Annotated in this window: 20 protein-coding genes; 9 read left to right on the forward strand and 11 right to left on the reverse strand. The window is 70.0% G+C overall.

What is annotated here, in order from left to right; all coding sequences use genetic code 11:
• Nucleotides 1–96 precede the first annotated feature (96 nt).
• Complete coding sequence (locus BM362_RS26005; RefSeq protein WP_093575098.1) at nucleotides 97–867, forward strand: SDR family NAD(P)-dependent oxidoreductase; 771 nt, start codon at nucleotides 97–99, stop codon at nucleotides 865–867.
• A gap of 51 nt (nucleotides 868–918) precedes the next feature.
• Here BM362_RS26005 and BM362_RS26010 read toward each other — a convergent pair whose 3' ends face one another.
• Genes BM362_RS26010 through asnB form a run of 7 tightly spaced genes read right to left on the reverse strand, consistent with a single transcriptional unit; the run spans nucleotide 919 to nucleotide 7,355 of the window.
• The gene (locus BM362_RS26010; protein WP_093574922.1) at nucleotides 919–1,971 is read right to left on the reverse strand and encodes a methyltransferase; all 1,053 of its coding nucleotides are present in this window, start codon (nucleotides 1,969–1,971) and stop codon (nucleotides 919–921) included.
• Nucleotides 1,955–3,025, reverse strand: a complete 1,071-nt coding sequence (locus BM362_RS26015; RefSeq protein WP_093574923.1) for an LLM class flavin-dependent oxidoreductase — start codon at nucleotides 3,023–3,025, stop codon at nucleotides 1,955–1,957. Before BM362_RS26015 ends, BM362_RS26010 begins: the two co-directional genes overlap by 17 nt.
• 5 nt (nucleotides 3,026–3,030) lie before the next feature.
• Nucleotides 3,031–3,396, reverse strand: coding sequence for a SchA/CurD-like domain-containing protein (locus tag BM362_RS26020; RefSeq protein ID WP_093574924.1), 366 nt, complete (start codon nucleotides 3,394–3,396; stop codon nucleotides 3,031–3,033).
• Between the two features lie 18 nt (nucleotides 3,397–3,414).
• Nucleotides 3,415–3,624 (reverse strand): ferredoxin, encoded by a 210-nt coding sequence (locus BM362_RS26025; protein ID WP_093574925.1) that lies wholly within the window; start codon nucleotides 3,622–3,624, stop codon nucleotides 3,415–3,417.
• A 7-nt stretch (nucleotides 3,625–3,631) separates the two neighbouring features.
• Complete coding sequence (locus BM362_RS26030; RefSeq protein ID WP_244287290.1) at nucleotides 3,632–4,828, reverse strand: cytochrome P450; 1,197 nt, start codon at nucleotides 4,826–4,828, stop codon at nucleotides 3,632–3,634.
• Between the two features lie 17 nt (nucleotides 4,829–4,845).
• On the reverse strand, nucleotides 4,846–5,496 hold the full coding sequence (locus BM362_RS26035; RefSeq protein ID WP_093574927.1) for a TenA family protein: 651 nt from the start codon (nucleotides 5,494–5,496) through the stop codon (nucleotides 4,846–4,848).
• A 14-nt stretch (nucleotides 5,497–5,510) separates the two neighbouring features.
• Nucleotides 5,511–7,355, reverse strand: coding sequence for an asparagine synthase (glutamine-hydrolyzing) (gene asnB, locus BM362_RS26040; protein ID WP_093575099.1), 1,845 nt, complete (start codon nucleotides 7,353–7,355; stop codon nucleotides 5,511–5,513).
• Between the two features lie 95 nt (nucleotides 7,356–7,450).
• Here asnB and BM362_RS26045 point away from each other — a divergent pair, with 95 nt between their 5' ends.
• The 4 genes from BM362_RS26045 to BM362_RS26060 all read left to right on the forward strand — a co-directional run bounded on the left by BM362_RS26045 (nucleotide 7,451) and on the right by BM362_RS26060 (nucleotide 10,830).
• Nucleotides 7,451–8,134, forward strand: coding sequence for an SDR family NAD(P)-dependent oxidoreductase (locus BM362_RS26045; protein WP_093574928.1), 684 nt, complete (start codon nucleotides 7,451–7,453; stop codon nucleotides 8,132–8,134).
• Nucleotides 8,135–8,220: 86 nt separating this feature from the next.
• Entirely contained in the window at nucleotides 8,221–8,556 is a 336-nt protein-coding gene (locus BM362_RS26050; RefSeq protein WP_093574929.1) for a TcmI family type II polyketide cyclase, read from the forward strand.
• Nucleotides 8,557–8,558: 2 nt separating this feature from the next.
• A complete protein-coding gene (locus BM362_RS26055) occupies nucleotides 8,559–8,978 on the forward strand; it encodes a cupin domain-containing protein (protein ID WP_425285735.1) in 420 nt (139 codons plus the stop codon).
• A gap of 334 nt (nucleotides 8,979–9,312) precedes the next feature.
• On the forward strand, nucleotides 9,313–10,830 hold the full coding sequence (locus BM362_RS26060) for a right-handed parallel beta-helix repeat-containing protein (protein ID WP_167545442.1): 1,518 nt from the start codon (nucleotides 9,313–9,315) through the stop codon (nucleotides 10,828–10,830).
• 77 nt (nucleotides 10,831–10,907) lie between these two features.
• Here BM362_RS26060 and BM362_RS26065 read toward each other — a convergent pair whose 3' ends face one another.
• The 3 genes from BM362_RS26065 to BM362_RS26075 all read right to left on the reverse strand — a co-directional run bounded on the left by BM362_RS26065 (nucleotide 10,908) and on the right by BM362_RS26075 (nucleotide 14,167).
• A complete protein-coding gene (locus BM362_RS26065) occupies nucleotides 10,908–12,734 on the reverse strand; it encodes an AfsR/SARP family transcriptional regulator (RefSeq protein ID WP_167545443.1) in 1,827 nt (608 codons plus the stop codon).
• Nucleotides 12,735–12,958: 224 nt separating this feature from the next.
• Nucleotides 12,959–13,228: an acyl carrier protein gene (locus BM362_RS26070; RefSeq protein ID WP_093574933.1), complete on the reverse strand. Its 270-nt coding sequence runs from the start codon at nucleotides 13,226–13,228 to the stop codon at nucleotides 12,959–12,961.
• Nucleotides 13,229–13,330: 102 nt separating this feature from the next.
• Nucleotides 13,331–14,167, reverse strand: coding sequence for an SDR family oxidoreductase (locus BM362_RS26075; RefSeq protein WP_093574934.1), 837 nt, complete (start codon nucleotides 14,165–14,167; stop codon nucleotides 13,331–13,333).
• Between the two features lie 183 nt (nucleotides 14,168–14,350).
• On the opposite strand from BM362_RS26075, the gene BM362_RS26080 reads away from it, so the two are divergent.
• Together BM362_RS26080 and BM362_RS26085 are read left to right on the forward strand one after the other, a co-directional pair.
• Nucleotides 14,351–15,235, forward strand: a complete 885-nt coding sequence (locus BM362_RS26080) for a TIGR03621 family F420-dependent LLM class oxidoreductase (RefSeq protein ID WP_093574935.1) — start codon at nucleotides 14,351–14,353, stop codon at nucleotides 15,233–15,235.
• 10 nt (nucleotides 15,236–15,245) lie between these two features.
• Nucleotides 15,246–15,716 carry a MarR family winged helix-turn-helix transcriptional regulator gene (locus BM362_RS26085; protein WP_244287292.1) on the forward strand — a complete coding sequence of 157 codons (471 nt, stop codon included), beginning with the start codon at nucleotides 15,246–15,248 and terminating at the stop codon, nucleotides 15,714–15,716.
• A gap of 410 nt (nucleotides 15,717–16,126) precedes the next feature.
• Here the strand turns inward: BM362_RS26085 and BM362_RS26090 are convergent, their stop codons facing one another.
• Nucleotides 16,127–17,515 carry a KamA family radical SAM protein gene (locus BM362_RS26090; RefSeq protein ID WP_208865341.1) on the reverse strand — a complete coding sequence of 463 codons (1,389 nt, stop codon included), beginning with the start codon at nucleotides 17,513–17,515 and terminating at the stop codon, nucleotides 16,127–16,129.
• 121 nt (nucleotides 17,516–17,636) lie between these two features.
• On the opposite strand from BM362_RS26090, the gene BM362_RS26095 reads away from it, so the two are divergent.
• Together BM362_RS26095 and lnt are read left to right on the forward strand one after the other, a co-directional pair.
• Nucleotides 17,637–19,238, forward strand: coding sequence for an amidohydrolase (locus BM362_RS26095; protein WP_093574936.1), 1,602 nt, complete (start codon nucleotides 17,637–17,639; stop codon nucleotides 19,236–19,238).
• 10 nt (nucleotides 19,239–19,248) lie between these two features.
• Nucleotides 19,249–20,883 (forward strand): apolipoprotein N-acyltransferase, encoded by a 1,635-nt coding sequence (gene lnt, locus BM362_RS26100; protein WP_093574937.1) that lies wholly within the window; start codon nucleotides 19,249–19,251, stop codon nucleotides 20,881–20,883.
• Nucleotides 20,884–20,898 lie beyond the last annotated feature (15 nt).

The raw sequence follows: 20,898 nt of genomic DNA on the forward strand, positions 1-20,898 counted from the left end.
TCCAGGATCGCTGGAGAGACGAAACAGCTGGTGGCAAAGGATTTTTGCGGTAGCATCGGCCGCCGGGGACATGTGGCGATCACCGGAGGGGCTCTGATGGACCTGGGGTTGAACGAAAGGCGCGTGCTGGTCACCGGGGGCACTCGCGGCATCGGTCTTGCCGCGGCGAAGCTGTTCGCCGCGGAGGGCGCCCGGGTCGCGATCACCTACAGCACCTCGGCCGACGAAGCCGAACGCGTGGTGGCGGAGGAGCTCGGCGGTCCCGACCGCGCGCTGGCCGTGCGGTACGAGCTGCGGGAGCGCGAGTCGATCGAGGCCGCGATGCGCACGGTGGAGGACCGCTTCGGCGGTGTGGACGTTCTCGTCGCCAACGCGCTGTGGTTCACCTGGAGCGGCCCGGACGTCGGTCCGGACTTCGAGGACGTGCCCGCCGACGCGTGGATGACGCGATTCAGGGCGAACACCGAGGCACACATGCTGACTGCACAACGGGCCGTGGGCGGCATGCGCGAGCGCGGCTGGGGCCGGATCGTGCTGCTGTCCTCGATCACGGCCCACCACGGCATGCCGAAGTCGGAGATCTACAGCTCGTCGAAGGCGGCGCTGCACGGGTTCGCCCGCGGTTTGATGTGGACCCGCAAGGGTGTTCTCGTCAACGTCGTCGCGCCCGGTCTCACGATGACCGAGAGCGTGCGCGAGATGGCCGCCGACTCGGCGAACGACGAGGCGTTCCGGCAGGAGACCGACAAGACGCCCAGCGGCAGGCTGAGCGACCCGATCGACATCGCGCGCCTGGTGGTCTTCCTGGGCTCGGAGGCGAACGGGAACATCAACGGCGAGGTGATCCACACTGCGGGAGGACGCTGACTGAACCCGGCCGGACCGCGCCCCGGCCCGCGGAGTGCGGTCCGGCCGGGTTCAGCGCCGCACGGCCTCGATGTAGTTGAGCCCTTCGCTGAACGGCGTGTAGCCGCCGGCTTCGAAACCCTCGCTGCGCAGCAGGTCCCGGAACGCCGGCCAGGTGCGCAGCTTCCCGTCCAGGGTCAGCAGCTGGATGAAGTTCTGCAGGTGCAGTTGTTCCCCCGCGAACCGCTCGGCGACGCCGCCCTTCGTCGTCTTCTCGGTGGTTTCCGGCAACACCCAGTCGATGATGAGCACCACGGCCCCCGGTTCGGACGCCTCGCGGCAGTGCGCGAGCACCTTCGCCACCGCCTCGTCGGGCCAGTCGCAGAACACGTGCTTGATCACGTACAGGTCCGCTCCGCCCGGTACTCCGTCAAGGAAGTTTCCGCCGATGAACTCCGCGCGGTCCGACAGGCCCCGTTCGGCGAACAGCGCCGTGGCGGCCTCCTGGTAGGCGGGCCGTTCGAACACCGCGCCAGTGAGATTCGGCGCGGCTTCGAGCAGGCGGGTCAGCAGCACGCCGGAGCTGCCGCCGATGTCGACGATCCTCGAGAACCGCGAGAGGTCGAACACCCGCGCCAGGTCGTCGCCCGTCCGTTCGGACAGCACGGTCATCAGTGCGGCGTAGTGCTCGTCCTCATCGGGGTGACTGCTGTAGTAGTCCCAGATTCGGTCGACGCCGAGCACCTGCTTGATGACGCGCTTGCCGTTGAGCACCGCGTCGGCCATGGCCTCGGTCGGCCTGCGCAGCGCGGGACAGCTCGACGCGATCGCGACGTGGTGCAGCACGGTGCCCGACCTGAGCGCCGCCCCCAGCTCGGTGTTCTCGAACCGGCCAGGACCAACCTCAGCGACCAGGCCGATCACCGCGCACGCGCGCAGGAAGCGCTGCAGCGCATCGGGATCGGCGCCGATCGCGTCGGCGAGCTCGGTGCCGGAGCGCGGCCCGTCCGCGAGGTGGTCGGCGATGCGGAGCTGGGCGGCCGGGCGCAGGAAGTCGCCGTGCGGCCTCCTCGCCGCGATCTTGTGCAGCTCGAGCGCGATCCCTTGGTCAAACGAGGCGGACATGTTCGATCTCCTCTCTGTCGATCTGCGGACTCGCGCCGAGGTCTGCCTCGGCGAACGCGGTGGCGGCGGCCCGCACCGCGGCCCTCTGCTCGTCGACGGCGGCGTCGAACGGGGTGACGGACAACGCGGTCACGCCCGCTTCGGCGTAGGCACGCATCCGCCTGGCAATCCGGGGAACCGGTCCCAGCAGCGCGATCTGGTCGATGAACTCGAGCGGCACCGCGGCCGCGGCGCCCTCCCGGTCGCCCGACCGGTAGCGGTCGCGCACCTGCCCGGCTTCCTCCTCGAACCCGAGCCGGGCGGCGATGCCTTGGTACAGATTGGTTTCCCGGTCGCCCATTCCCAGAAAGTGCGCGAGGTACGCGGCGACGGGCCTGGCCGCGTCCCGGGGTTCGCCGACGCCGATCGGCAGCGTCAACAGCACCTCGAAGCTCTTGAGGTCGTTGCCCGCCCTGCGACGTCCGGCAAGCAGTTCCGACAGCACCGCCGGGAGTTGTTCGGGAGTGCGGAACACGCCGATCCATCCGTCGGAGATCTCGCCGCACAACCGCATGCTTGCCGGGCCGACCGCGGCCTGGAGGATCGGCACGCCCTTACCGCTGGGCTCGGCGAAAATCCGGAGCGGCTCGCCCGCGCGGGCGGTCGGCGGCAGGCGGAAGTGCTCTCCGTTGTACCGGACAGTCTCGCGCCGCAACGCCATGCGGACGATCTCGACGTACTCCCGCATCCGCGCGAGCGGCTGGTCGAACCTGGTGCCATACCAGCCTTCCGAGGTGTCCGGATTGGACACTCCCAGGCCGAGGCTGAACCGGCCGCCGGTGAGCGAATCCAGTGTCGCCGCGGTGAGCGCGGTGACGCCGGGAGACCTCGCCGGCAGTTGCATCACCCCGGAGACGAGGCCGATGCGTTCGGTCGCCCCCGCGATGAGGCCGAGCACCGTCGGGGCGTCGGACCGGAACCCCTCGGGGACCAGGACGAAGTCGTAGCCCAGCCGCTCCGCCTCACGGGCCAGCGCGACGGCCTTCAGGTAACTGACGCTGACCCCCAGCCGCATCCCGGTCACCTCCGCACCGACATCTGCGAGACGCAGCGCAGCAAGCTGCGGTCGAACGTTTCGATGAACCCTGCCGGAGTTCCGGTGTCGCGCGGCCTGCTCAGGTAGGGCGCGAGCTTGCGCTCCACCTCCTGCACCCCAGGCTGGGCCGCCATGTGCGCGGCGATGGCTTTCAGATTGCCCTCGTACTCGATCACGCGGACCAGCAGGTCGTCCCGGATGAACAACGCCGTGGCGAGAATCCGGCCTGCCCGGCGCCCGGACTCGTCCGGCACCTCCGCGCTGCCGACCCGGCGGAAGCCCGCGAAGACCTCCGCGATCTCGTCCTCGTGGCCGGCCTTGATGTCGTAGGTGATGGCGGCGAACGGCATGGGTCCCTCCTGATCCTCTCAGCTTCCGGTTGCGTCGCTCTCGACGACCTCGATGGACCTCGTAGGGCATCCGCGCGCGGCCCGGCGGACCTCGTCCTGGACGTCTTCGCCGGGACTGTGGTCCAGTACGACCACATGACCGTCCTCGTCCTGGGAGAACACGCTCGGCGCGCGGTAGACGCACAGGCTGCTCACGGCGCACGTACGACTGTTCGCGTTGACCCGCATGGTTTCCTCACCAGTCGACCGGGACCTCGGTGAACCCCTCCATGAACCCGCCCAAGGCGCGCGGCAGCCGCTCGCCGGGGACTGCGAGCCGGATGGCCGGGAAACGCCGCAGCAGAGTTTCGGTCGCCACCTGCAGCTCCATCCGGGCCAAGGCCGCGCCGACGCAGTAGTGCAGCCCGGCGCCGAAGGTCATGTGGTGGTTGTCCTGCCGGCGGATGTCGATCTCGAACGGCCGGTCGAACACCGCGGGGTCGGTGTTCGCCGCCTCCTCCGACAGCAGCACGCTGGTGCCCTTGCGGATCACTGACCCGTCGGTCAGCGGGATGTCGTCGATCGCGTAGCGCAGCGTGCCGACCGAAGAGCCCATGATCTGGGTGCGCAGCAGCTCCTCGACGGCCGAGGGCACCAGCGACCAGTCCGCGCGGATCTCGTCGGCCAAGCGGGAGTGGTGCAGCAGCACGGCCGTGCCGGTGCCGATCTGGCTGGCCGTGGTGACGTAGCCGGCGATCAGCAGCGCTTGCACCCAAAAGTGCAGCTCGTGTTCGTTGAGCCGGTTGTCGTCCTCGTCGCGTACTCGGATCAGCTCGCTGATCAGGTCGTCGGAGGGCCTGCGCCGCTTGTCCTCGATGAGATCGGCGAGATAGACGAACAGATCCTGCCGCGCCCGCGCCACTTCGTCCGGCGGCAGCTTGGTCACCGACAAGAAGCCGTCGACCCCCTCGCGGAACCGGTCGCGGTCTTCGGCAGGCACGCCGAGCAACAGGCAGATCACCCTGATGGGCAACGGAAAGGCCAGCGCCTCGTTCAGGTCGGCCGGTCGCGGCCCCGCTTCCATCTTGTCCAGCAACTCGTCGGTGATCGACTGCGCCACCGGACGCAGGCTTTCGATCCGGCGCGCGGTGAACGCACGCGTCACCAGACCGCGCACCCTGGTGTGGTCCGGCGGGTCCGGGTCCACGTTGGGATCGAGGAACAGCTGGTTGTCGGCGGAGACCCTGGCCGCGTCGGGCCTGGCCATGTTGCGGCTGAGCCGGTGCTCGGCGAACAGCGCCCGGACGTCGGCGTAGCGGGTTACGAGCAGCGCCTGGTCGCCGCTGGGCAAGGTCACCTCGACGGCCGAGGAGTCGTGCAGGCCGCGCAGCGCCTCTGGCACCCGCATGGGCGGCGTCCATGGGAACGGGTAGCGCAACGTCGGTTTGCTCATGCGCGAGCCTTTCTGGGTCATCGGACCGGCCAGTCAGTGCGCCGCCACGCCGTCTCGGCGAACGTCCACTCGTAGCGGGCGGCGACGGTGAAGTGGTCGACGAGCTCCTCGCGCTCGGCGGCGGAGGCCTCCTCGCCGATTCGGTCGACCATGCCGAGGAAGGAGCGCACCGCGTAGGCGTAGCCCTCGCCGGGATGGTAGGAGCGGATCCACTCGGAGTAGCGGGAACCAGGCGCGCACCGCTCGACCAGGTCGTCGGAAACCTTGTGGTTGAACCACACCATCGGCAGCAGCGCGCCGATGCCCGCGGCGACCCCGATCGCGCTCGCGGCGGTGAAGAAGGAGCAGTGGGCGCGCGTGGCATGGTCCGCCGGTCGCCACGGTGACGTCCCGAACAGCTCAGCGTGGCGCTCGCGCAGCCGGTCTCGGGCCGACAGCGTGCCGATGACCGACTGTCCGAGCAGCACCACGTGCTCGTCGTGCCGCGCGATGGCGGCGCACCGCGCCAGCGCCCGCGCGCAGGCAGGCAGCAGGTGGTCGGTGTCCTGCCGGACGAAGTGGGCCAGTGACTGCTCCGGCAGCGAGCCGTCGCGCAGTCCCGCCCAGAACGGATGGCCGGCAACCTCGGCCACCAGCGGCTCCGCCTTGGCGAGCAACTCCTCATGCACCGTGCCGTCCTCCCTCACACGTCTAGTCGCACCCGGTAGGCCCGCAGCCAGGAATCCAGTTGCAGCAGCATTTCCACGTCCCGCCGCTCGCCCCAGCCGCGCACCGCGACCGGGCGGGCCTCCTTGAGCAGACGGTCGCACGCCTGTTCGTCCAGCAGCGGGCGGACCGGGCTGTCCCGGTCGGTCGCCACCGCCTCGAGGCGGTGGCGCAGCACGTGCCCGTACCCGGCGTCCTGAGTGACGGGGAACGGGCTTTTCGGCCGTCGGAGCACCTCGTCCGGCAGCAAGTCGGACACTGCGGCCCGCAGCACTGCTTTTTCGATGCCGCCTGAGGTGCGCATCGCAGGCGGGATCGAGAAGGCGTACTCGACCAGGCGATGGTCGCAGAACGGCACCCGCAGCTCCAGGCCGGTCGCCATGCTCAGCCGGTCGTCGCGCGCCAGCAGCAGCGGCAGCCATCTGGTCAGATGCGCGTAGGACGCGAGCCTCGCGGACCGGTCCGCGACAGTTTCTCCTGGCAGTACGGGCATCTCGCCGAGCATGTCGGCGTAGCGATCCGCGGTGTACCCGGCGACGTCGACCTCGCGCAGCAGCGCCTGGTCGAGCAGGCCGTTGCCCATGCCGTGCGGTCCGATGGCGAGGTTGAGGCTCACCCACGGGAAGTTGCCGGTACCGGTCAGCGTGGGGTCGTGAAACGACTTGTAGCCGCCGAACAGTTCGTCGGCGATCTCGCCCGCGAGCGCGACGGTCGAGGTGCTGCGCACCGCGCGCAGCAGCAGGAACAACGACCTGTCCATGTCCGGGATCGGCCGCGGCAGGTCCTGTGCCCGCAATGCCGCGGCGTCGACGAGGGGGTCGGCGAGGTCGGCCGTGCTCAGCACGATCCGCTCATGGTCGGCGCCGACGTGCCCGGCGACCAGTTCCGCGAACGGCGCGTCCGCGCCTTCGTGCCAGACGTCCTTGCGGAACCGCTCGCCGTGGCCTTCGAAGTCGACCGCGAACGTGCGCGGCCGGTGATCGGTCGCGCGGGCGGCGAGCGCGACGATCGCGCTGGAGTCGACTCCTCCGGAGAGCAGCGTGCAGAGCGGGACGTCGGAGACGAGGTGTGCGGCGACGGAATCGGCGAGCAGCTCCCGCACTGTCTCGACAGTGGCGTCCCAGTCGTCGGTGTGCTCGGTCGGGCGCAGCGACCAGTAGGCGCGGCTGGTGATGGAGTCTTCGGCGACGATGACCACCGTGCCGGGCGGCACCTCGTGGATCCCGCGGTAGACGCCGTGTCCCGGCGTGGCGACGTAGGACAGCAGCTCGGCCAGGCCCCCTGCGTCGACTACGGCGTCCACCAGCGGGTGGGCCAGCAGTGCCTTGACCTCCGACCCGAACACCACACCACGGCCCAGCGGCGCGTAGCAGAGCGGTTTGACCCCCAACCGGTCGCGCGCCAGCAGCAGCCTTCGCCGCCGAGGGTCCCAGACGGCGAAGGCGAACATGCCGTCGAGGTGGTCAACGCAGTGCTCGCCCCATTCGAGGTAAGAGCGCAGCACCACTTCGGTGTCGCCGCGGGTCCGGAACCGGTGCCCGCGTGCGGTCAGCTCGGCGCGCAGCGAAGAAAAATTGCACACCTCGCCGTTGTAGGTCAGCACGGCCGGCACCTGACCGGATTCCTCGGCCGCCATCGGCTGCTCGCCGCCCTCGCGGTCGATCACCGCTAGCCGCCGGTGTCCCAGCGCGGCGTGCCGGTCGGTCCACACACTCTCCGCGTCGGGTCCGCGATGGGCGAGCGCGGCCGCCATCGCCCGCACTGTGTCCGACTGTGAACGCAGATCCCGCTCGAAGTCGACCCACCCGGTGATTCCGCACATGTCCGCCACGATGGACGCCCACCCTGTAGGCAGAATCCACTCGCGCTCGACGTTCTTCCGGACGGGGTTCGAGCGGTGCGCGCGAGCATTGCCGCATGACCACCGTCAGGACGGCACTGGTGACCGGAGCCAACCGGGGACTCGGCAGGGCGACCGCCGCCCGTATGCACGGCCTGGGCCTGCGGGTGGTCGTGGCGGCGCGAGACGCTCAGGCAGCCGAGACAGCGGCGGCGGAACTGGGGCGCGGCGCGCGTGCAGTGGAATTGGCGGTGACCGACGACAGCAGCGTGCGGCGTGCCCGCGAGCAGGTCGGGCCGGTCGATATTCTGGTCAACAATGCGGGAGTACTGGAGGACTACGGCCTCGACCCGCTCACCGTGCCGATCGGACTGGTCGAGCACCACCTCGCCGTGAACGCGCTGGGTGCCTGGCGGGTCTCCCAGGCATTCGTCCCGGACATGGTCGAACGCGGCTGGGGCCGGGTCGTGATGGTCTCGAGCGGCACCGGTGCGTTCAGCAACGGCCTGTTTTCGGGCGCGCCGGCCTACTCGGTGTCCAAGGCTGCGCTCAACGGGCTCACCCAGATGCTGGCCCAGCACACCGAAGGCACCGGCGTCCTCGTCAACGCGGTCAACCCGGGCCTGGTCCGCACCCGGATGCGCCCGGACGCCCCGCGCACCGCGGAGGACGCGTCCGCCGACGTCGTCCACGCGGCCACGCTGCCCGACGGCGGCCCGAGCGGCTCGTTCCTGCGAGGCGCGCGCCTGCTCGACTGGTGAGCGGGAGTCCTGGTCGTTTCGAGCGCCCCTCCAGGGCTTGCTGTGACCGTGTCCGCCTCCGACCAGCGAGCTCTCCGGAGGTCTTCGTGCACCGCACCCTGATCGTGGCCCGGATGGATCCGGCCGATGCCGATGCCGTGGCGTCGGCGTTCGCCGAGTCCGACGCCACTGAACTACCCCACCTGATCGGCGTCTCGCGCCGCACCCTGTTCCGGTTCCACCGCTTGTACTTCCACCTGGTGGAGGCCGACGAGGACATCTCGCCGAAGCTGTACGAGGCGCGCGGGCACGCCCTCTACCGCGACCTCAACACGAAGCTGGGCGAGCTGATCTCGCCCTACGACCCGAACTGGCGGGAGCCGAAGGACGCCATGGCCCAGCCGTTCTACGCCTGGACGCCCGCTGAGGGGAGGATCCGGTGACCGTGGCCCGTCGTCCGCTGCGCGTGGCCGAGAGCGACGTGCCCGCCAACCGGCGCCGGGGAGGGGAGCTGCGGGTGACCCTGAGCCCGAAAACGGTCGGCTGCACCTCGGGGTTCGCGGGCGTGCTGCGCCTCGCGTCCGGTGAGCACGTGACCGAGCACTACCACCCGTACTCCGAGGAGTTTCTGCACGTCGTGTCCGGCCGGCTGGAGGTGGCGCTCGACGGCGGCCTGGTTCCTCTCGGCGCAGGCGACTCGCTTTACGTGCCGATCAACGTCCGGCACCGGGTGGTCAACGCCGGCGACGACGAGGCGCACGTGGTGTTCCACTTGTCGCCGCTGGCGCCCAGACCGGAGCTGGGGCACGTCGACACAGAGGAGCCGCTCGATCCCTCGGCTCCGGGGCCTGCTGTCGATGGCTGAGTGCGCGAGCGACTCTGGGTAGTCCTCGGGCGACGGAAGGCGACGTTTACGGCGATTTCGCGGAAAACCACGGTGGGCCCTCCCGCACGGCATGTATGGTCGCTTCTGGACTTGCGACGTACGCCTATTGGGGGGGCTCATGTTGCGGCTTCTCGTTCGTCCGGTGATCCTCTGATCCTCGCCCGCAATGGACGGGGCACGAGCCATTCGGTGATGAATTGACGCGCGGCGGATCCCGAGGGCGCAGTACGCACGAGAAATGCCCGTTTCAGGGATCGGTTCCCTGTTGTCGACGCAAGTCCGCGAGGATTGCCGACGACGGGGGAGAACAATGTTGCCCAATTCATTCGTCAGAAGAGCTGCGGCCGCGCTGGCCCTTTCGCTGGTCTTCGCGTGGTGGGGCGTGCCCGCTCTCGCGAAAACCGGACGAACCTTCTACGTGGACTGCGCGGCGGGCAACGACGCCGCGGCCGGCACGTCGGCTGCCGCATCGTGGCGGACGCTCGCGAAGCTGAACGCCACCCCCTTCCACGCTGGCGACGTGATCAGCCTGCGCAGGGGCACCACCTGCGGGGGCGCCTTCACCCCGAGCGGAGCGGGAACGGCGAACTCTCCGATTGTGCTCAGAGCCTTCGGAAAGGGCAGCCGGCCGAAGATCGCGGGCACCGGCCAGCGGGCCGCGGTACTTTTGCGCAACGTCGAGGGATGGGAGCTGCGCGATCTGGAGGTCACTAATCCGGGAGGCTCGGCGAGCACCCCTCGTTCCGGAATCCTCGTGCAGCTCGGCGACTTCGGCATCGGGTCGCACTTCGTCGTGGACAACGTCTATGTCCACGACGTGCACGGCTGCGACTGCACGTCGACGACCGATCCGAGCGGCGGCATCGTGTTCCACGCGGTCGGCAAGCAGGTGCCGACCGGCTTCCACGACGTCCGGATCACCGGCAGCACTGTGTCCGGTGTCGACGGCATGGGCATCGGCACGTCTTCGTGGTGGGACCGTCGGCAGCCCTCGTCCGAACCCGGCCAGCCCTTCGTGCCGATCACCGGGTTCGTAGCGCGGGAAAACAGGCTCGCCGACCTCGGCGGCGACGGGATCGTCGTGCAGAACGGCGTGCAGGCGCTGGTCGAGCGGAACGTGGTGGACGGGTACAGCCTCAGGGCCACCGCGAACCACGCGGGCGTCTGGGGCTGGAACACCGACCGGTCGGTGTTCCAGTTCAACGAGGTCGCGCACGGCGACGGCGCCAAGCCGGGCGTGGCCTACGACGTCGACAGCGGCAACACAGACATGGTTTACCAGTACAACTTCAGCCACGACAACGGGCGCGCCGGCGTCGGCGGTCACCTGCTGCTCTGCGGCGACCTCGACCGCCCGTCCAGCGGTGCGATCATCCGCTACAACATCAGCCAGAACGACAAGACGGGCATCACCATCGCCTGTGAGGGCCAGCCGAACACGAAGATCTACAACAACGTCATTCACACGGATTCGGCGGTGCCGCTCGTGGCGAACTACTCCTCGCTCGGGGCGTCGCTCGTCAACAACGTGTTCAGCAGCCAGGTACTGGGTTCCACGATCACCGACCGCCTCGGGACCTACGGCCACGATCTGTACTACAACGTCAAGGCGACGACGCCGGCGGACACCGCCGCAGTGGTGGGCGACCCGTTGTTCCTGGATCCCGGTCGGACCGGGCCGGCGGGGTTCGTCCTGCGGTGCGGATCGCCCGCGATCGGGAAGGGCGCGAGCGTACCGGACAACGGAGGCCGGGACTTGTACGGCAATGTGGTGCCCGAAGGCAACGCGACGAACATCGGTGCCTACGCGGGTGCCGGCGTCCGGCCGTAGAGATCTCACGGTGCGGCCCGGTCTGGCCGGGCGTGGCGCGCTGCCGAGCGCGAATCGCCCAGCCGGCGTTCCGGGCACTAGGCGAGGGGCGCGCTCACCGCCATCGCGGACAGGGAGCCGTCCTGATCCCGCAAAGACCGCGCGACGGCACGGAACGGCATCGGTACCTGGTAGAGGAAGCCGGTGCCGTTCTCTGCCGTGCTGGACTCGGCGAGCTGAAACTCGACGAGTTCGTCGAGCAGAGACTCGGCCTCCTGCTCATCGTTCCCGAGCCCGTCGGCGAGTGCGCGCGGAGAGGTCCGCGGGACCGCGGCGGCGGCGAGGAAGGCGCGCCGGGCGCCGAGGCTCATCGCGGTGTAGGTGCGCCGGACGCTCGCGAGAACGTCGGCGGTGCCCGCGGGCAGCCCGACCGGGTCGAGAGCAGGCGGCAGCAGGCGGCGCACCGGCCAATGCGGCCGCAGTTCCAGCCTGGTCGCGGCTGCCCGCAGCAGCAACGGCAGGCCGCCGCACCGGTTCAGCAGCTCGTCGACCGCGCCCGGATCCGCTTCGAGCCGCCGAGGCGCGATGACCCCGGTGAGCAGCCTGCGCGACTCCCGCCGGTCGAGTGGGCACAGCACGATCCCCATCGTCAGCGATGCGTCGGCGAGCAGCTTCCGGCTCGCGATCAGCGTGGCGCACCCCGCGCCGGTGGGCAGCAGCGGACGCATCTGCTCGAACTGCACGACGTCGCGCAGCACGACGAGGACGCGGCGCTCCGCCGTCCAGCTGCGCCACAGTCGCGCCCTGCCTCCGAGCGACGGCGGCAGGTCGCCCGCCGGATAGCCGAACGCCTGCAGGAAGCCGCCGAGCACATCCTTGGGATCGACCGGGTCGCCGGCGGGGCTCATCAGCCGCGCGTAGAGCTGGCCGTCGGGGTAGGTGGCCTTCACCAGGTGCGCGACGTGCACGCAGAACGCGGACTTGCCCGACCCCGGTGCAGCGGCGACGACGACCACCGGCGGCGCCGGTCTTATCCTCCTGGAGCGCAGTTCGCGGCTCACCCCGGCGACCTGCTCGTCGCGGCCGGCCACGAGAGGGATGTCGGGCGGCAGCAGTCGCGGCGGACCGGGAAGGGCGGCGGCTCGCGCTGTCGTCGAGGCGCCGGCCGGCGCCTCGATCGACGGGTCGGATTTCAGCATGGCCTCGTGCAGCCGCTGCAGCTGCACCGACGGTTCGACGCCGAGCTCGTCGGCGAGCGCAGTCCGTGCCCGCTGGTAGGCCTGCAGAGCTTCGGACCTGCGCCCGGCGCGGTGCAGCGTCAGCATGAGCTTGGCCTGCAGGCCCTCGTTGACCGGCCGCTGGGCGACCAGACCGGTCAACTCGCTGATCAGTTCGGCGTGCTTGCCCAGCTGGAGGTCCACGTCGATGCGCTGGTACAGCACGGCGTTGCGCGCCTCTTCCCACCGCATGGCGGAGGCCTGCAGCAGCGGGCCCAGCGCCACCGACGAGAGGACCGGCCCGCGCCAGAGGTCCAGCGCCGACTGGAGGACCAAGGCGGCCTCCTCCAGTGCCCCGGCCTTGAACCGCTCCTTGCCCTCGTCTGCGAGCCGGGCGAAGTGCAGCACGTCCAGCGCGGCGGGGTCGATCGCGAACACGTAGCCGCCCGGCACGGTGAGCAGCCGCGCGTCGCCGTCCGCGACCTTCCTGATCATCTTGCGCACCACGTAGACATAGGTCTGCACGGTGGTCATCGCGCTCGGCGGCGGTCGGTGCTCCCAGAGTTCTTCGACCAGCTGGTCGACGTGCACCAGGCGATTGACATTCATCGCGAACAACGCCAGCACCTGCCGCACTTTGGGTGCGGACGGCGTCCGCACGACCCCGTCCTTGAGCACCTCGAACTGGCCGAGCACGTTCAGCTCCACGAATCCCCCCTGCAGACGGCGGGCCGGCACCCGCAGTTCGCCAGTCGCGCCTGCCGTGATCGGGACGCCGTCGTCCCCGCGCTCGCGGTGCGCGGACGGCCGCAGCTGATCGGCCTTTCCCGGATCGCGACCTGCCCCGTGCGGTCGTTTCCTCTCCCGCGCGGCCGCTATTTCCACCGTGCCACGGAATTCGCAAGCCATTCCAGGGCCGATCGAGTGACGGCTCAAGTGCGCGGTGTATCTCTTTCCAGAAGGCGCTGGTTGATGAAATAGACCGCCTTGCGCGGCGTCGGCATTTCCGCGACCGCTTCTTCCGGAATACGCACCCCGTAACGCCGCTGAACCTGGCTTGCGAGTTCCAGTACCGCGAGGGAATCGTAGCCGAGTTCGGTGAACTCGACGTCCGCGATGTCACCGTCCAGGTCGACGCCCTCGTCGATCCCCGCACTGGAACGCATCGTTTCGCGCAGGTTCTCCAACGTGAACTTCTCCATCTCGTGCCTCCGTCCTCGGCCACGGACTGCTTTCCGACGGGGAGGACCCTGGCAGTTCCGCTTGGTGACCCCGTCCACCATCGCTGGTGACCGCTGGTCCGATCAGCGGAAGTCCGCGGCGTGGTCGCGCGCCCATTCAGCGAAGCCGCGGGCCGAATGGCCAGTGACCTTTTCCACGACATCCGACACCTCGGCCGGGTGGTCGACGGCGGCGGCCAGCGTATTGAGCAGCGAGTCGACGATCGCCGCAGGAATGAACTGGGTCATCCGCTCGCGCCATTGCTCCGCCGGCGTCTCTTCAAACCGCAGTTCACGTCCGATCGTCTCGCCGATGAGCCGCACCTGGTCGGCGTGCGTGAGCGATTCAGGACCGGTGAGATGGTAACTGGCACCCGCGTGCGCCTCGTCTACGAGCGCGCGAGCGGCGACCTCCGCGACGTCGAGTTCGTGGATCGGCGCGGTGTGCGCCTGGCTGTAGGGGGCGCGCACGACGTCGCCTTCCTGGATCTGCGGGGCCCACTGGAGGGCGTTGCCCGCGAACTCGTCGGGGCGCAGGAACGTCCACTGCACGCCCGCGCTGCGCACGGCCTGCTCGAACGCCCAGTGCGTGGCGGCGATGGCGTTGGGCTGGACCTCGGAGCTGTCGTCGATGAACCCGACGGACAGCAGAACGACCCGGCGGACCCCGGCCTGCTTGATCGTGTCCAGCAACTCGGCGGGGGAATCTCCCATCGCGAGCAGGTACACCGCCTCGACGCCGGCCAGTGCCGGGACAAGGCTCGCGGGCGTCGCCAGGTCGCCGCCGGCGACCTCCACGCCCTGGGGAAACACGGCCTGGTCCGGCTTTCTGGTGAGTGCGCGAACCGGGTGGCCCTCCGCCGCCAGCCGCGCGACGACGTGCTGGCCGACGCTTCCGGTCGCACCGGTCACAAGGATCATAGGGCCCCCTCGGCCTAAGTATCTCGACGATCTAACCTCTCTAACCTAGAGTAGCATGGGTATTCAAAGGAAGGTGGGGCCGGACGGCCGCGCGCGGCGGTGCTTCGACGGGACGTCGAGTCCCGCAGGAGTGCTGCATGCCAGCGTCGCGCCCGGGTTGACCGCGTTCGAGTCGGGAGTCGTATGACTGGGTCAAGCAGACCGTTGCGGTTCGGTGTCGTGCTCATCTCCGAAGGGTGTTCTCGCGCGGAATGGGTGGACCGGTGCCGCCGGGCAGAACACCTCGGCTACGACGTGATCTCGGCCCCCGACCACCTCAACCTGACCTCGCCGTTCCCCTCCGTCGTGCTGGCCGCCGAGGCGACCCAGCGCCCGAGGGTCGGCACCTATGTGCTCAACGCGAGTTTTCACAACCCCGCGCTGCTGGCCCGCGACGTCTGCACGACCGACCAGTTCGTCGACGGCAGGTTGGAGGTCGGGCTGGGCACCGGGTATGTCGGCGCCGAGTTCCGAGAGACGGGCATCCCCTTCGGCACCGCGGCGCGGAGGGTGGACCGGCTCGACCGCACCGTCGCCGAACTGGACCGCCTCCTCCGGGATCCGGCGCACGCGAAATCGGTGCAGCAACCCCGTCCGCCGCTGCTGATCGGCGGGCACGGCGACCGGGTGCTGACGATGGCTGCCCGCCGCGCCGAGATCGTGAGCTTCATCGGCGCGGAGTTTCGCCCCGAGCACGGTCGGATGGTGGTCGCCGATCACGGCGCGATGGCCGAGAGGACGAGCTTCGTCCGGCGGGCGGCGGCCCAGCGGGCGGAGGATGCGGAGTTCAACGTCCTGTGCAAGGCGACGCTGCTGACGAACAACCGACGCGCTGGTGCGGAGAGTCTGCGGCACTACGGGCCGCAACTCTCGGTCGACCAGCTGCTCGAAGTCCCGACGTTGCTCATCGGGACCGCGCAGCAGATCGCGGAGCAGGTGCGCGAGCACCGCGAGGTGCTCGGGATCAGCTACTTCACCGTGCTGGAGCAGTCGATGGAGGCATTCGGTGACGTCATCGAACTCCTCTGAGCAGCCCTTCGTGAACTCCTCCGGCATTCCCGCAGACGTGCTGGAGCGCTTCGCCTGGTACGGCAGGGAGACGACGGCGCTGACCGTGCTGTTCCACAGCAGGGTGGCAGCGCAGCTCGGCCTCTCTCCGACCGACGAGAAATGCCTGGACCTCGTGATGCGGGCCGAGTCGCCGCTGACGGCCGGACGGATCGCGGAGCTGTCCGGGCTTTCCACCGGCGCGGTGACCAGTGTGATCGACCGGCTGGAGAAGGCCGGTTTCGTGCGGAGGTCACGGGACAAGCGCGACCGCCGCAAGGTGCTCGTGGAGGTCGGCGAGATCGACGATGCCAAGTTCGCGAGTCTCTTCGAAGGCGTGCTGGACAGCATGGAGGCCGTGCTGTTGCAGTTCACCCCTGAGGAGTGGGCGGTGCTGGAGCGCTACCACCGGATGACGATCGAGACATTTCGCGAGCGCGTGCTGAAGCCCAGGGGATTGTGATGGCGGAGGGCCACGCTGAGCGCCGCCGGTGACGTCGAAGCCGGCCCGGAGCGCACGCGGCCGCGCTGAACAAGAGCACCGGCCCAGGCCGTCGAAGCAGCCTCGGATTATTTGGCAGTCGCTCTGCGAGGATTGCTGCGACTCTCTGCCGGTGGCAGCGAGAACGCCCTTGCCGTCCCGGCCCGTCGTGAAAACTGCGATCGATCCGGGTGTACGGGCAGCACGCGTTTCGACTGCGCGCGTGTCAGGTATTCGCGCAGCAGTTGGTTGCGCGCTTCCTGCGTGGGTTCGGTGCGGTACGCAAGCCACTGCCGTCATCACGGCGAGGACCGGATCGGACGAAGCGGTTTCCCGGGATGTCCGGGCCAGCGCCCAACCGGGGGCTGGCCCGGACATCCCGGGCCGAGGGGTCAGCGCGGCTGTTCGGCCCACCATTGCTGCCCGGCTTCGGGCAGGGTCTGGATCGGGTCGTAGTACGGGTACTTCCGCTGCAACGCCTCGGGGTCCTCGTGCTCGATCCCGGTCCGGTAGTTCTTGGTCCAGTAGGAAATCCCGAGATCCCGGTCGTACTCAGCCAGCTGGTGCACCCACCGTTTCCCGACATACGGCACATCGCACACGATCCGCGGTGTCGCATACCCCGGCAAATACCCCATGATCGAGTGCTGCAATTCCTGCGCTTCATGCACGGAAACCCGCCAATGCTCCGCATTCGGAATCATGTCGCACATGTAAAAATAGTAAGGCAGGATATTGGCCTCGCCCTGCAAAGCAAAGCAAAGATCCAGAAGCGCGGCCGGAGTGGCATTGACCCCGCGCATCAGCACGCCCTGATTCCGCACGTCCCGCACCCCGACCTGCAGCGCCGTCCGGGCCGCCTCCGCCACCAATGGCGTCACCGACTGCGCGTGGTTCACGTGCGTGTGGATGGCCAGGTTCACCCCGCGCGCCTGCGCCGTCAGAGCGACCCGCTGCAGGCCCTCGGTCACCTTCGGCTGGAGCCAGTGCTGCGGGAGCGCCGCGAGGGCCTTCGTGGCGAGGCGGATGTCGCGCACCGTCTCGATGTCCATCAGGCGCATCAGGAACGACTCCAGCTGCGGCCACGGCACGTTGGCCACGTCGCCGCCGGAGACGACTACGTCGCGGACGCCGGGGGTGCGCTTGAGGTAGTCGATCATGGCGTCCTGGCGGTCCACCGGCTTGAGCGCGAGCTTGTGCTTCTCCACCTGGTCGGTCGAGTTGCCGACGAGGTCCATCCGGGTGCAGTGCCCGCAGTACTGCGGGCAGGTCGAGATCATCTCGGCCAGCACCTTCGTCGGATAGCGGTGGGTGAGCCCCTCGACCACCCACATCTCGGCCTCGTGCAGCGAGTCGCGTTCGGCGTGCGGGTGGCTGGGCCACACCGGGTCCCGGTCGCTGCGCACGGGAAGCATGTAGCGGCGGATCGGGTCGGCGTAGAACGCCTCGGTGACCTTCGCCGGGTCGGTCCCCGCGTGCGGGGCCATCGTGTTGATCATCTGCGGCGGCAGCAGCATCGACATGGTGGCCATCTCGCGCTGGTCGGCGAGCAGGTCCTCGTAGAACCGGTCCTCCAGCAGGTCGCCCATCAGGGCGCGCAGCTGTTTGACGTTGCGCACGCAGTGCACGCGCTGCCACTGGGCGTCCCGCCACTCCGCGTCGGTCACGTCGTGCCAGCCGGGGAAGCGGCGCCAGTCGGGCTCGGCCAACTCGGCGCGGACGTACTCGTACGGCTGGTCGAAGGCGGCGGCAGTCGGCACAGGTTCCTGGATCGCAGTCATCTGTACTCCTAGTCGTCGGGAACGCGTGAAAATATCCTGCCATAACGTTAGTCGACCGTAAATATTTCTGCACGGTGACCCGGTCGGCTCTGCCCGGAAGACCAGGCGGGAGACTCGGGGAGTGAACGACAGCACCACGCTCCTGCTCGGCGGCCGCGTCTACACCCCGTCCTCTCCCGACGCGACCGCGATGGCGGTTTCCGGCGGCACCGTGGTGTGGGTCGGCCAGGACGCCCCGGCCCGCGCGCTGCACCCGGACGCTGAGGTCGTCGACCTGGGCGGGGCGTTCGTCGCGCCGGCGTTCGTGGACGCGCACGTGCACGCCACCTCGACGGGGCTGCACCTGACCGGTCTCGACCTGACCGCCGTCCGCAGCTCCGCCGAACTGCTCGCCGCGGTGCGCGACGCCGTCGTTCCCGGGCAGGTCCTGCTCGCGCACGGCTGGGACGAATCGTCCTGGACCGAGCAGCGGCTGCCGAGCCGCGCCGAGCTGGACGACGCCGCCGGGGACACGCCCGTCTACTTGAGCCGCGTCGACGTCCACTCCGCTCTGGTGTCGAGCGCGCTCGCCAAACTCGCGCCCGGCGTCGAGTCCGCCGCCGGATGGTCCGCAGACGGCCCGGTCACCCGCACCGCCCACCACCTCGTCCGCGGCGCGGCGCGGGACGCGGTCACCCGAGCGCAGCGCCAGGCAGCCCAGCGCGCGTTCCTCGCGACGGCCGCCGCGCGCGGGATCGTGTCGGTGCACGAATGCGCTGGTCCGGACATCTCCGGCGAGGAGGACTTCGCCGACCTCCTGGCGCTGGCCGGCCCGGCGCTGCCCGAGGTCGTCGGCTACTGGGGCGAGCTGAACGCCCTCGGCACCGCCCGCCGCCTCGGCGCGCACGGCGTCGCCGGAGACCTTTTCGTGGACGGCGCGCTCGGCTCCCGCACCGCGGCGCTCACCGCGCCGTACTCCGACGAGCCCGGCACCTCCGGCTCCCTCTACGCCGGCGCCGGAGTCATCGCCGACCATCTCGTGGCCTGCACCGAAGCCGGGCTGCAGGCGGGCTTCCACGTCATCGGAGACGCCGCCGTCGGCGAGGTGATCGAAGGGTTCCGGCTCGCCGAGAAGCAGGTCGGCCAGCGTCCCCTCACCGCGCGGCACCACCGGCTGGAGCACCTGGAGATGGTCACCGCGGACCAGGCGCGCGCACTCGCCGGATGGGGCGTCGTCGCGTCCGTGCAGCCGCTGTTCGACGAGGCCTGGGGCGGCGGCACCGGCATGTACTCGGAACGGCTCGGCGACCGGGCGGCAGCGCTGAACCCCTTCGCCCAGCTCGCCGCCGAGGGGGTCGTGCTCGCCTTCGGCAGCGACGCCCCGGTGTGCGCGGTCGACCCGTGGGCGGCGGTCCGCGCGGCCGTGCACCACCACACTCCCGAAGCACGCCTCTCCGCCCGCGCCGCGTTCACCGCGCACACGCGCGCCGGACACCGCGCGGCGGGCGTCAACGACGGCGTCACCGGCAGCCTCGTCCCCGGCGCGCCCGCGCACTACGCGATCTGGGACGCGGCCGACCTCGTCGTGGCCACGGCCGACAGCCGCGTGCAACGCTGGTCCACCGATCCGCGCTCAGGCGTGCCGCCGCTGCCGAGGCTGGAGCCGGGCACGCCGCTGCCGCGCTGCCTGCGCACCGTCCGCGGCGGCACGGTCATCTACGACGAGTTCACACCGTCAGCTTAGAGTTCCGGGTGTGGCAGTGAACGTGGCGGACGCCGATTCGGGCGTTCCGCACAAGACCAAGCGAAAGCGGGAGTGGAAGCCCTGGCTCGCGCGCGTCGCGGCGACTGCGGCGACGGGCTGCGGCTACTACCTCAGCTTCGCGCCGCGCCCGCTGTGGTGGCTGGCCCCGATCGCGTTCGCCGCGTTCGCCCTGGTCCTTCGCGGGCGGTCGTTCCGCGGCGCGTTCGGGTACGGCTTCGTGTTCGGCATGGCGTTCTTCGTGCCGCTGCTGGTGTGGCTGCAGGACTTCCTCGGCCGCGACTTCGGGCCGCTGCCGTGGCTGGCGCTGTCGTTCGCGCTGTCGCTCTACTTCGGACTCGCCGGATGGCTGATCCGGGTCGTGGCGCGGCTGCCGCTGGCGCCGCTCTGGGGCGCGCTGGTGTTCATCGCGCTGGAGACGCCGCGCACGTGGTTCCCGCTCGGCGGGTTCCCGTGGGGCCGGGTCGCGTTCAGCCAGCCCGAAGGCGCGTTCCTGTCGCTCGCGTCGGTCGGCGGCGCGCCGCTGGTCGGTTTCGCCGTGGTGCTCACCGGTTTCGGCCTCGCCGCGGTCATCAGCAGGCTCTGGCGCACGCGCGAAGCCTGGCACCGCGCGCTGGTGTGGCCCGCCGTGTTCACCGTGCTTCCCGCCGCGGCCGGGCTCGCGGTGTGGCCGACGATCGGCACCGAGGCGCAGAACGGTTCGCTCACCGTCGGCTCCGTGCAGGGCAACGCGCCGGACATCGGCCTGGCTCTGCAAGGACAACGCGGGGTGCTGCGCGCGAACGCCCTCGCCGAGAGCGCCCGCCTGCTGCGGAAAGTCCAATCAGGACAGGCACCGAAGCCGGACCTGCTGCTGTGGCCGGAAACCTCGACCCCGCTCGACGGCGACGACCCGGCCGTCGACCAGATGGTGTCGGCCTTCGGCGCTCCCGCGGTCATCGGCGCGCTCGTGCGCACCCCGGACGGGGCGGCGGAGAACTCCGCGGTCGTCTGGGACCCCGACACCGGCCCGGGCCAGCGTTACGTCAAACAGGATCTGGTGCCCTTCGGCGAATACGTGCCCGCGCGCGCCGTCGCGCGGCTGGTGACGCCGTTCATCGACGACACCCGCGACATGCGTCCCGGCGACGGCTCCAACGCCGCGCTGTCGGTCGCGGGCACGAAGATCGGCGTGTTCATCTGCTACGAGTCGGCGTTCGACGCCCCGGCCCGCGACGCGACCAACGCGGGCGGCGAACTGCTCGTCGTCCCGACCAACAACGCTTGGTACGGGCCGGGGGAGATGAGCTACCAGCAGCTGGCGATGGCGCGGCTGCGCGCGGTCGAGCACGGGCGCGCGGTGGTGGTGTCGGCGGTGTCCGGGGTGAGCGCGTTCGTCGCCCCGGACGGGGCGATCACCAGCTCCACCCGGCTTTTCACGGCGGATGCCCTGGTCGGGCGCGTGCCGCTGCGCACGCAGACTACGCTGTCGGATCGAATCGGTGCGTGGACGGAGTACGGACTGCTGGCGTTGGCGATCGCGGGTGTCGCCGGCGGGTTCGTGCTCCGTTTTCGCACCCGGCGCGGTACCGGCACGACAGTGCCGGCCTCGGCAACGGGGACCACAGCAGGGGAAGCGGCGGACTGATCCGCCGGATGCGGA

It is taken from the genome of Amycolatopsis rubida, from assembly GCF_900115345.1.
Taxonomy (GTDB): domain Bacteria; phylum Actinomycetota; class Actinomycetes; order Mycobacteriales; family Pseudonocardiaceae; genus Amycolatopsis; species Amycolatopsis rubida.

Coding starts and splice junctions, on each gene's coding strand:
- BM362_RS26005 (WP_093575098.1), top strand. CDS start 97: ATGGACCTGGGGTTGAACGAAAGGCGCGTGCTGGTCACCGGGGGCACT.
- BM362_RS26010 (WP_093574922.1), bottom strand. CDS start 1,971: ATGTCCGCCTCGTTTGACCAAGGGATCGCGCTCGAGCTGCACAAGATC.
- BM362_RS26015 (WP_093574923.1), bottom strand. CDS start 3,025: ATGCGGCTGGGGGTCAGCGTCAGTTACCTGAAGGCCGTCGCGCTGGCC.
- BM362_RS26020 (WP_093574924.1), bottom strand. CDS start 3,396: ATGCCGTTCGCCGCCATCACCTACGACATCAAGGCCGGCCACGAGGAC.
- BM362_RS26025 (WP_093574925.1), bottom strand. CDS start 3,624: ATGCGGGTCAACGCGAACAGTCGTACGTGCGCCGTGAGCAGCCTGTGC.
- BM362_RS26030 (WP_244287290.1), bottom strand. CDS start 4,828: ATGAGCAAACCGACGTTGCGCTACCCGTTCCCATGGACGCCGCCCATG.
- asnB (WP_093575099.1), bottom strand. CDS start 7,355: ATGTGCGGAATCACCGGGTGGGTCGACTTCGAGCGGGATCTGCGTTCA.
- BM362_RS26045 (WP_093574928.1), top strand. CDS start 7,451: ATGACCACCGTCAGGACGGCACTGGTGACCGGAGCCAACCGGGGACTC.
- BM362_RS26070 (WP_093574933.1), bottom strand. CDS start 13,228: ATGGAGAAGTTCACGTTGGAGAACCTGCGCGAAACGATGCGTTCCAGT.
- BM362_RS26075 (WP_093574934.1), bottom strand. CDS start 14,167: ATGATCCTTGTGACCGGTGCGACCGGAAGCGTCGGCCAGCACGTCGTC.
- BM362_RS26080 (WP_093574935.1), top strand. CDS start 14,351: ATGACTGGGTCAAGCAGACCGTTGCGGTTCGGTGTCGTGCTCATCTCC.
- BM362_RS26090 (WP_208865341.1), bottom strand. CDS start 17,515: ATGACTGCGATCCAGGAACCTGTGCCGACTGCCGCCGCCTTCGACCAG.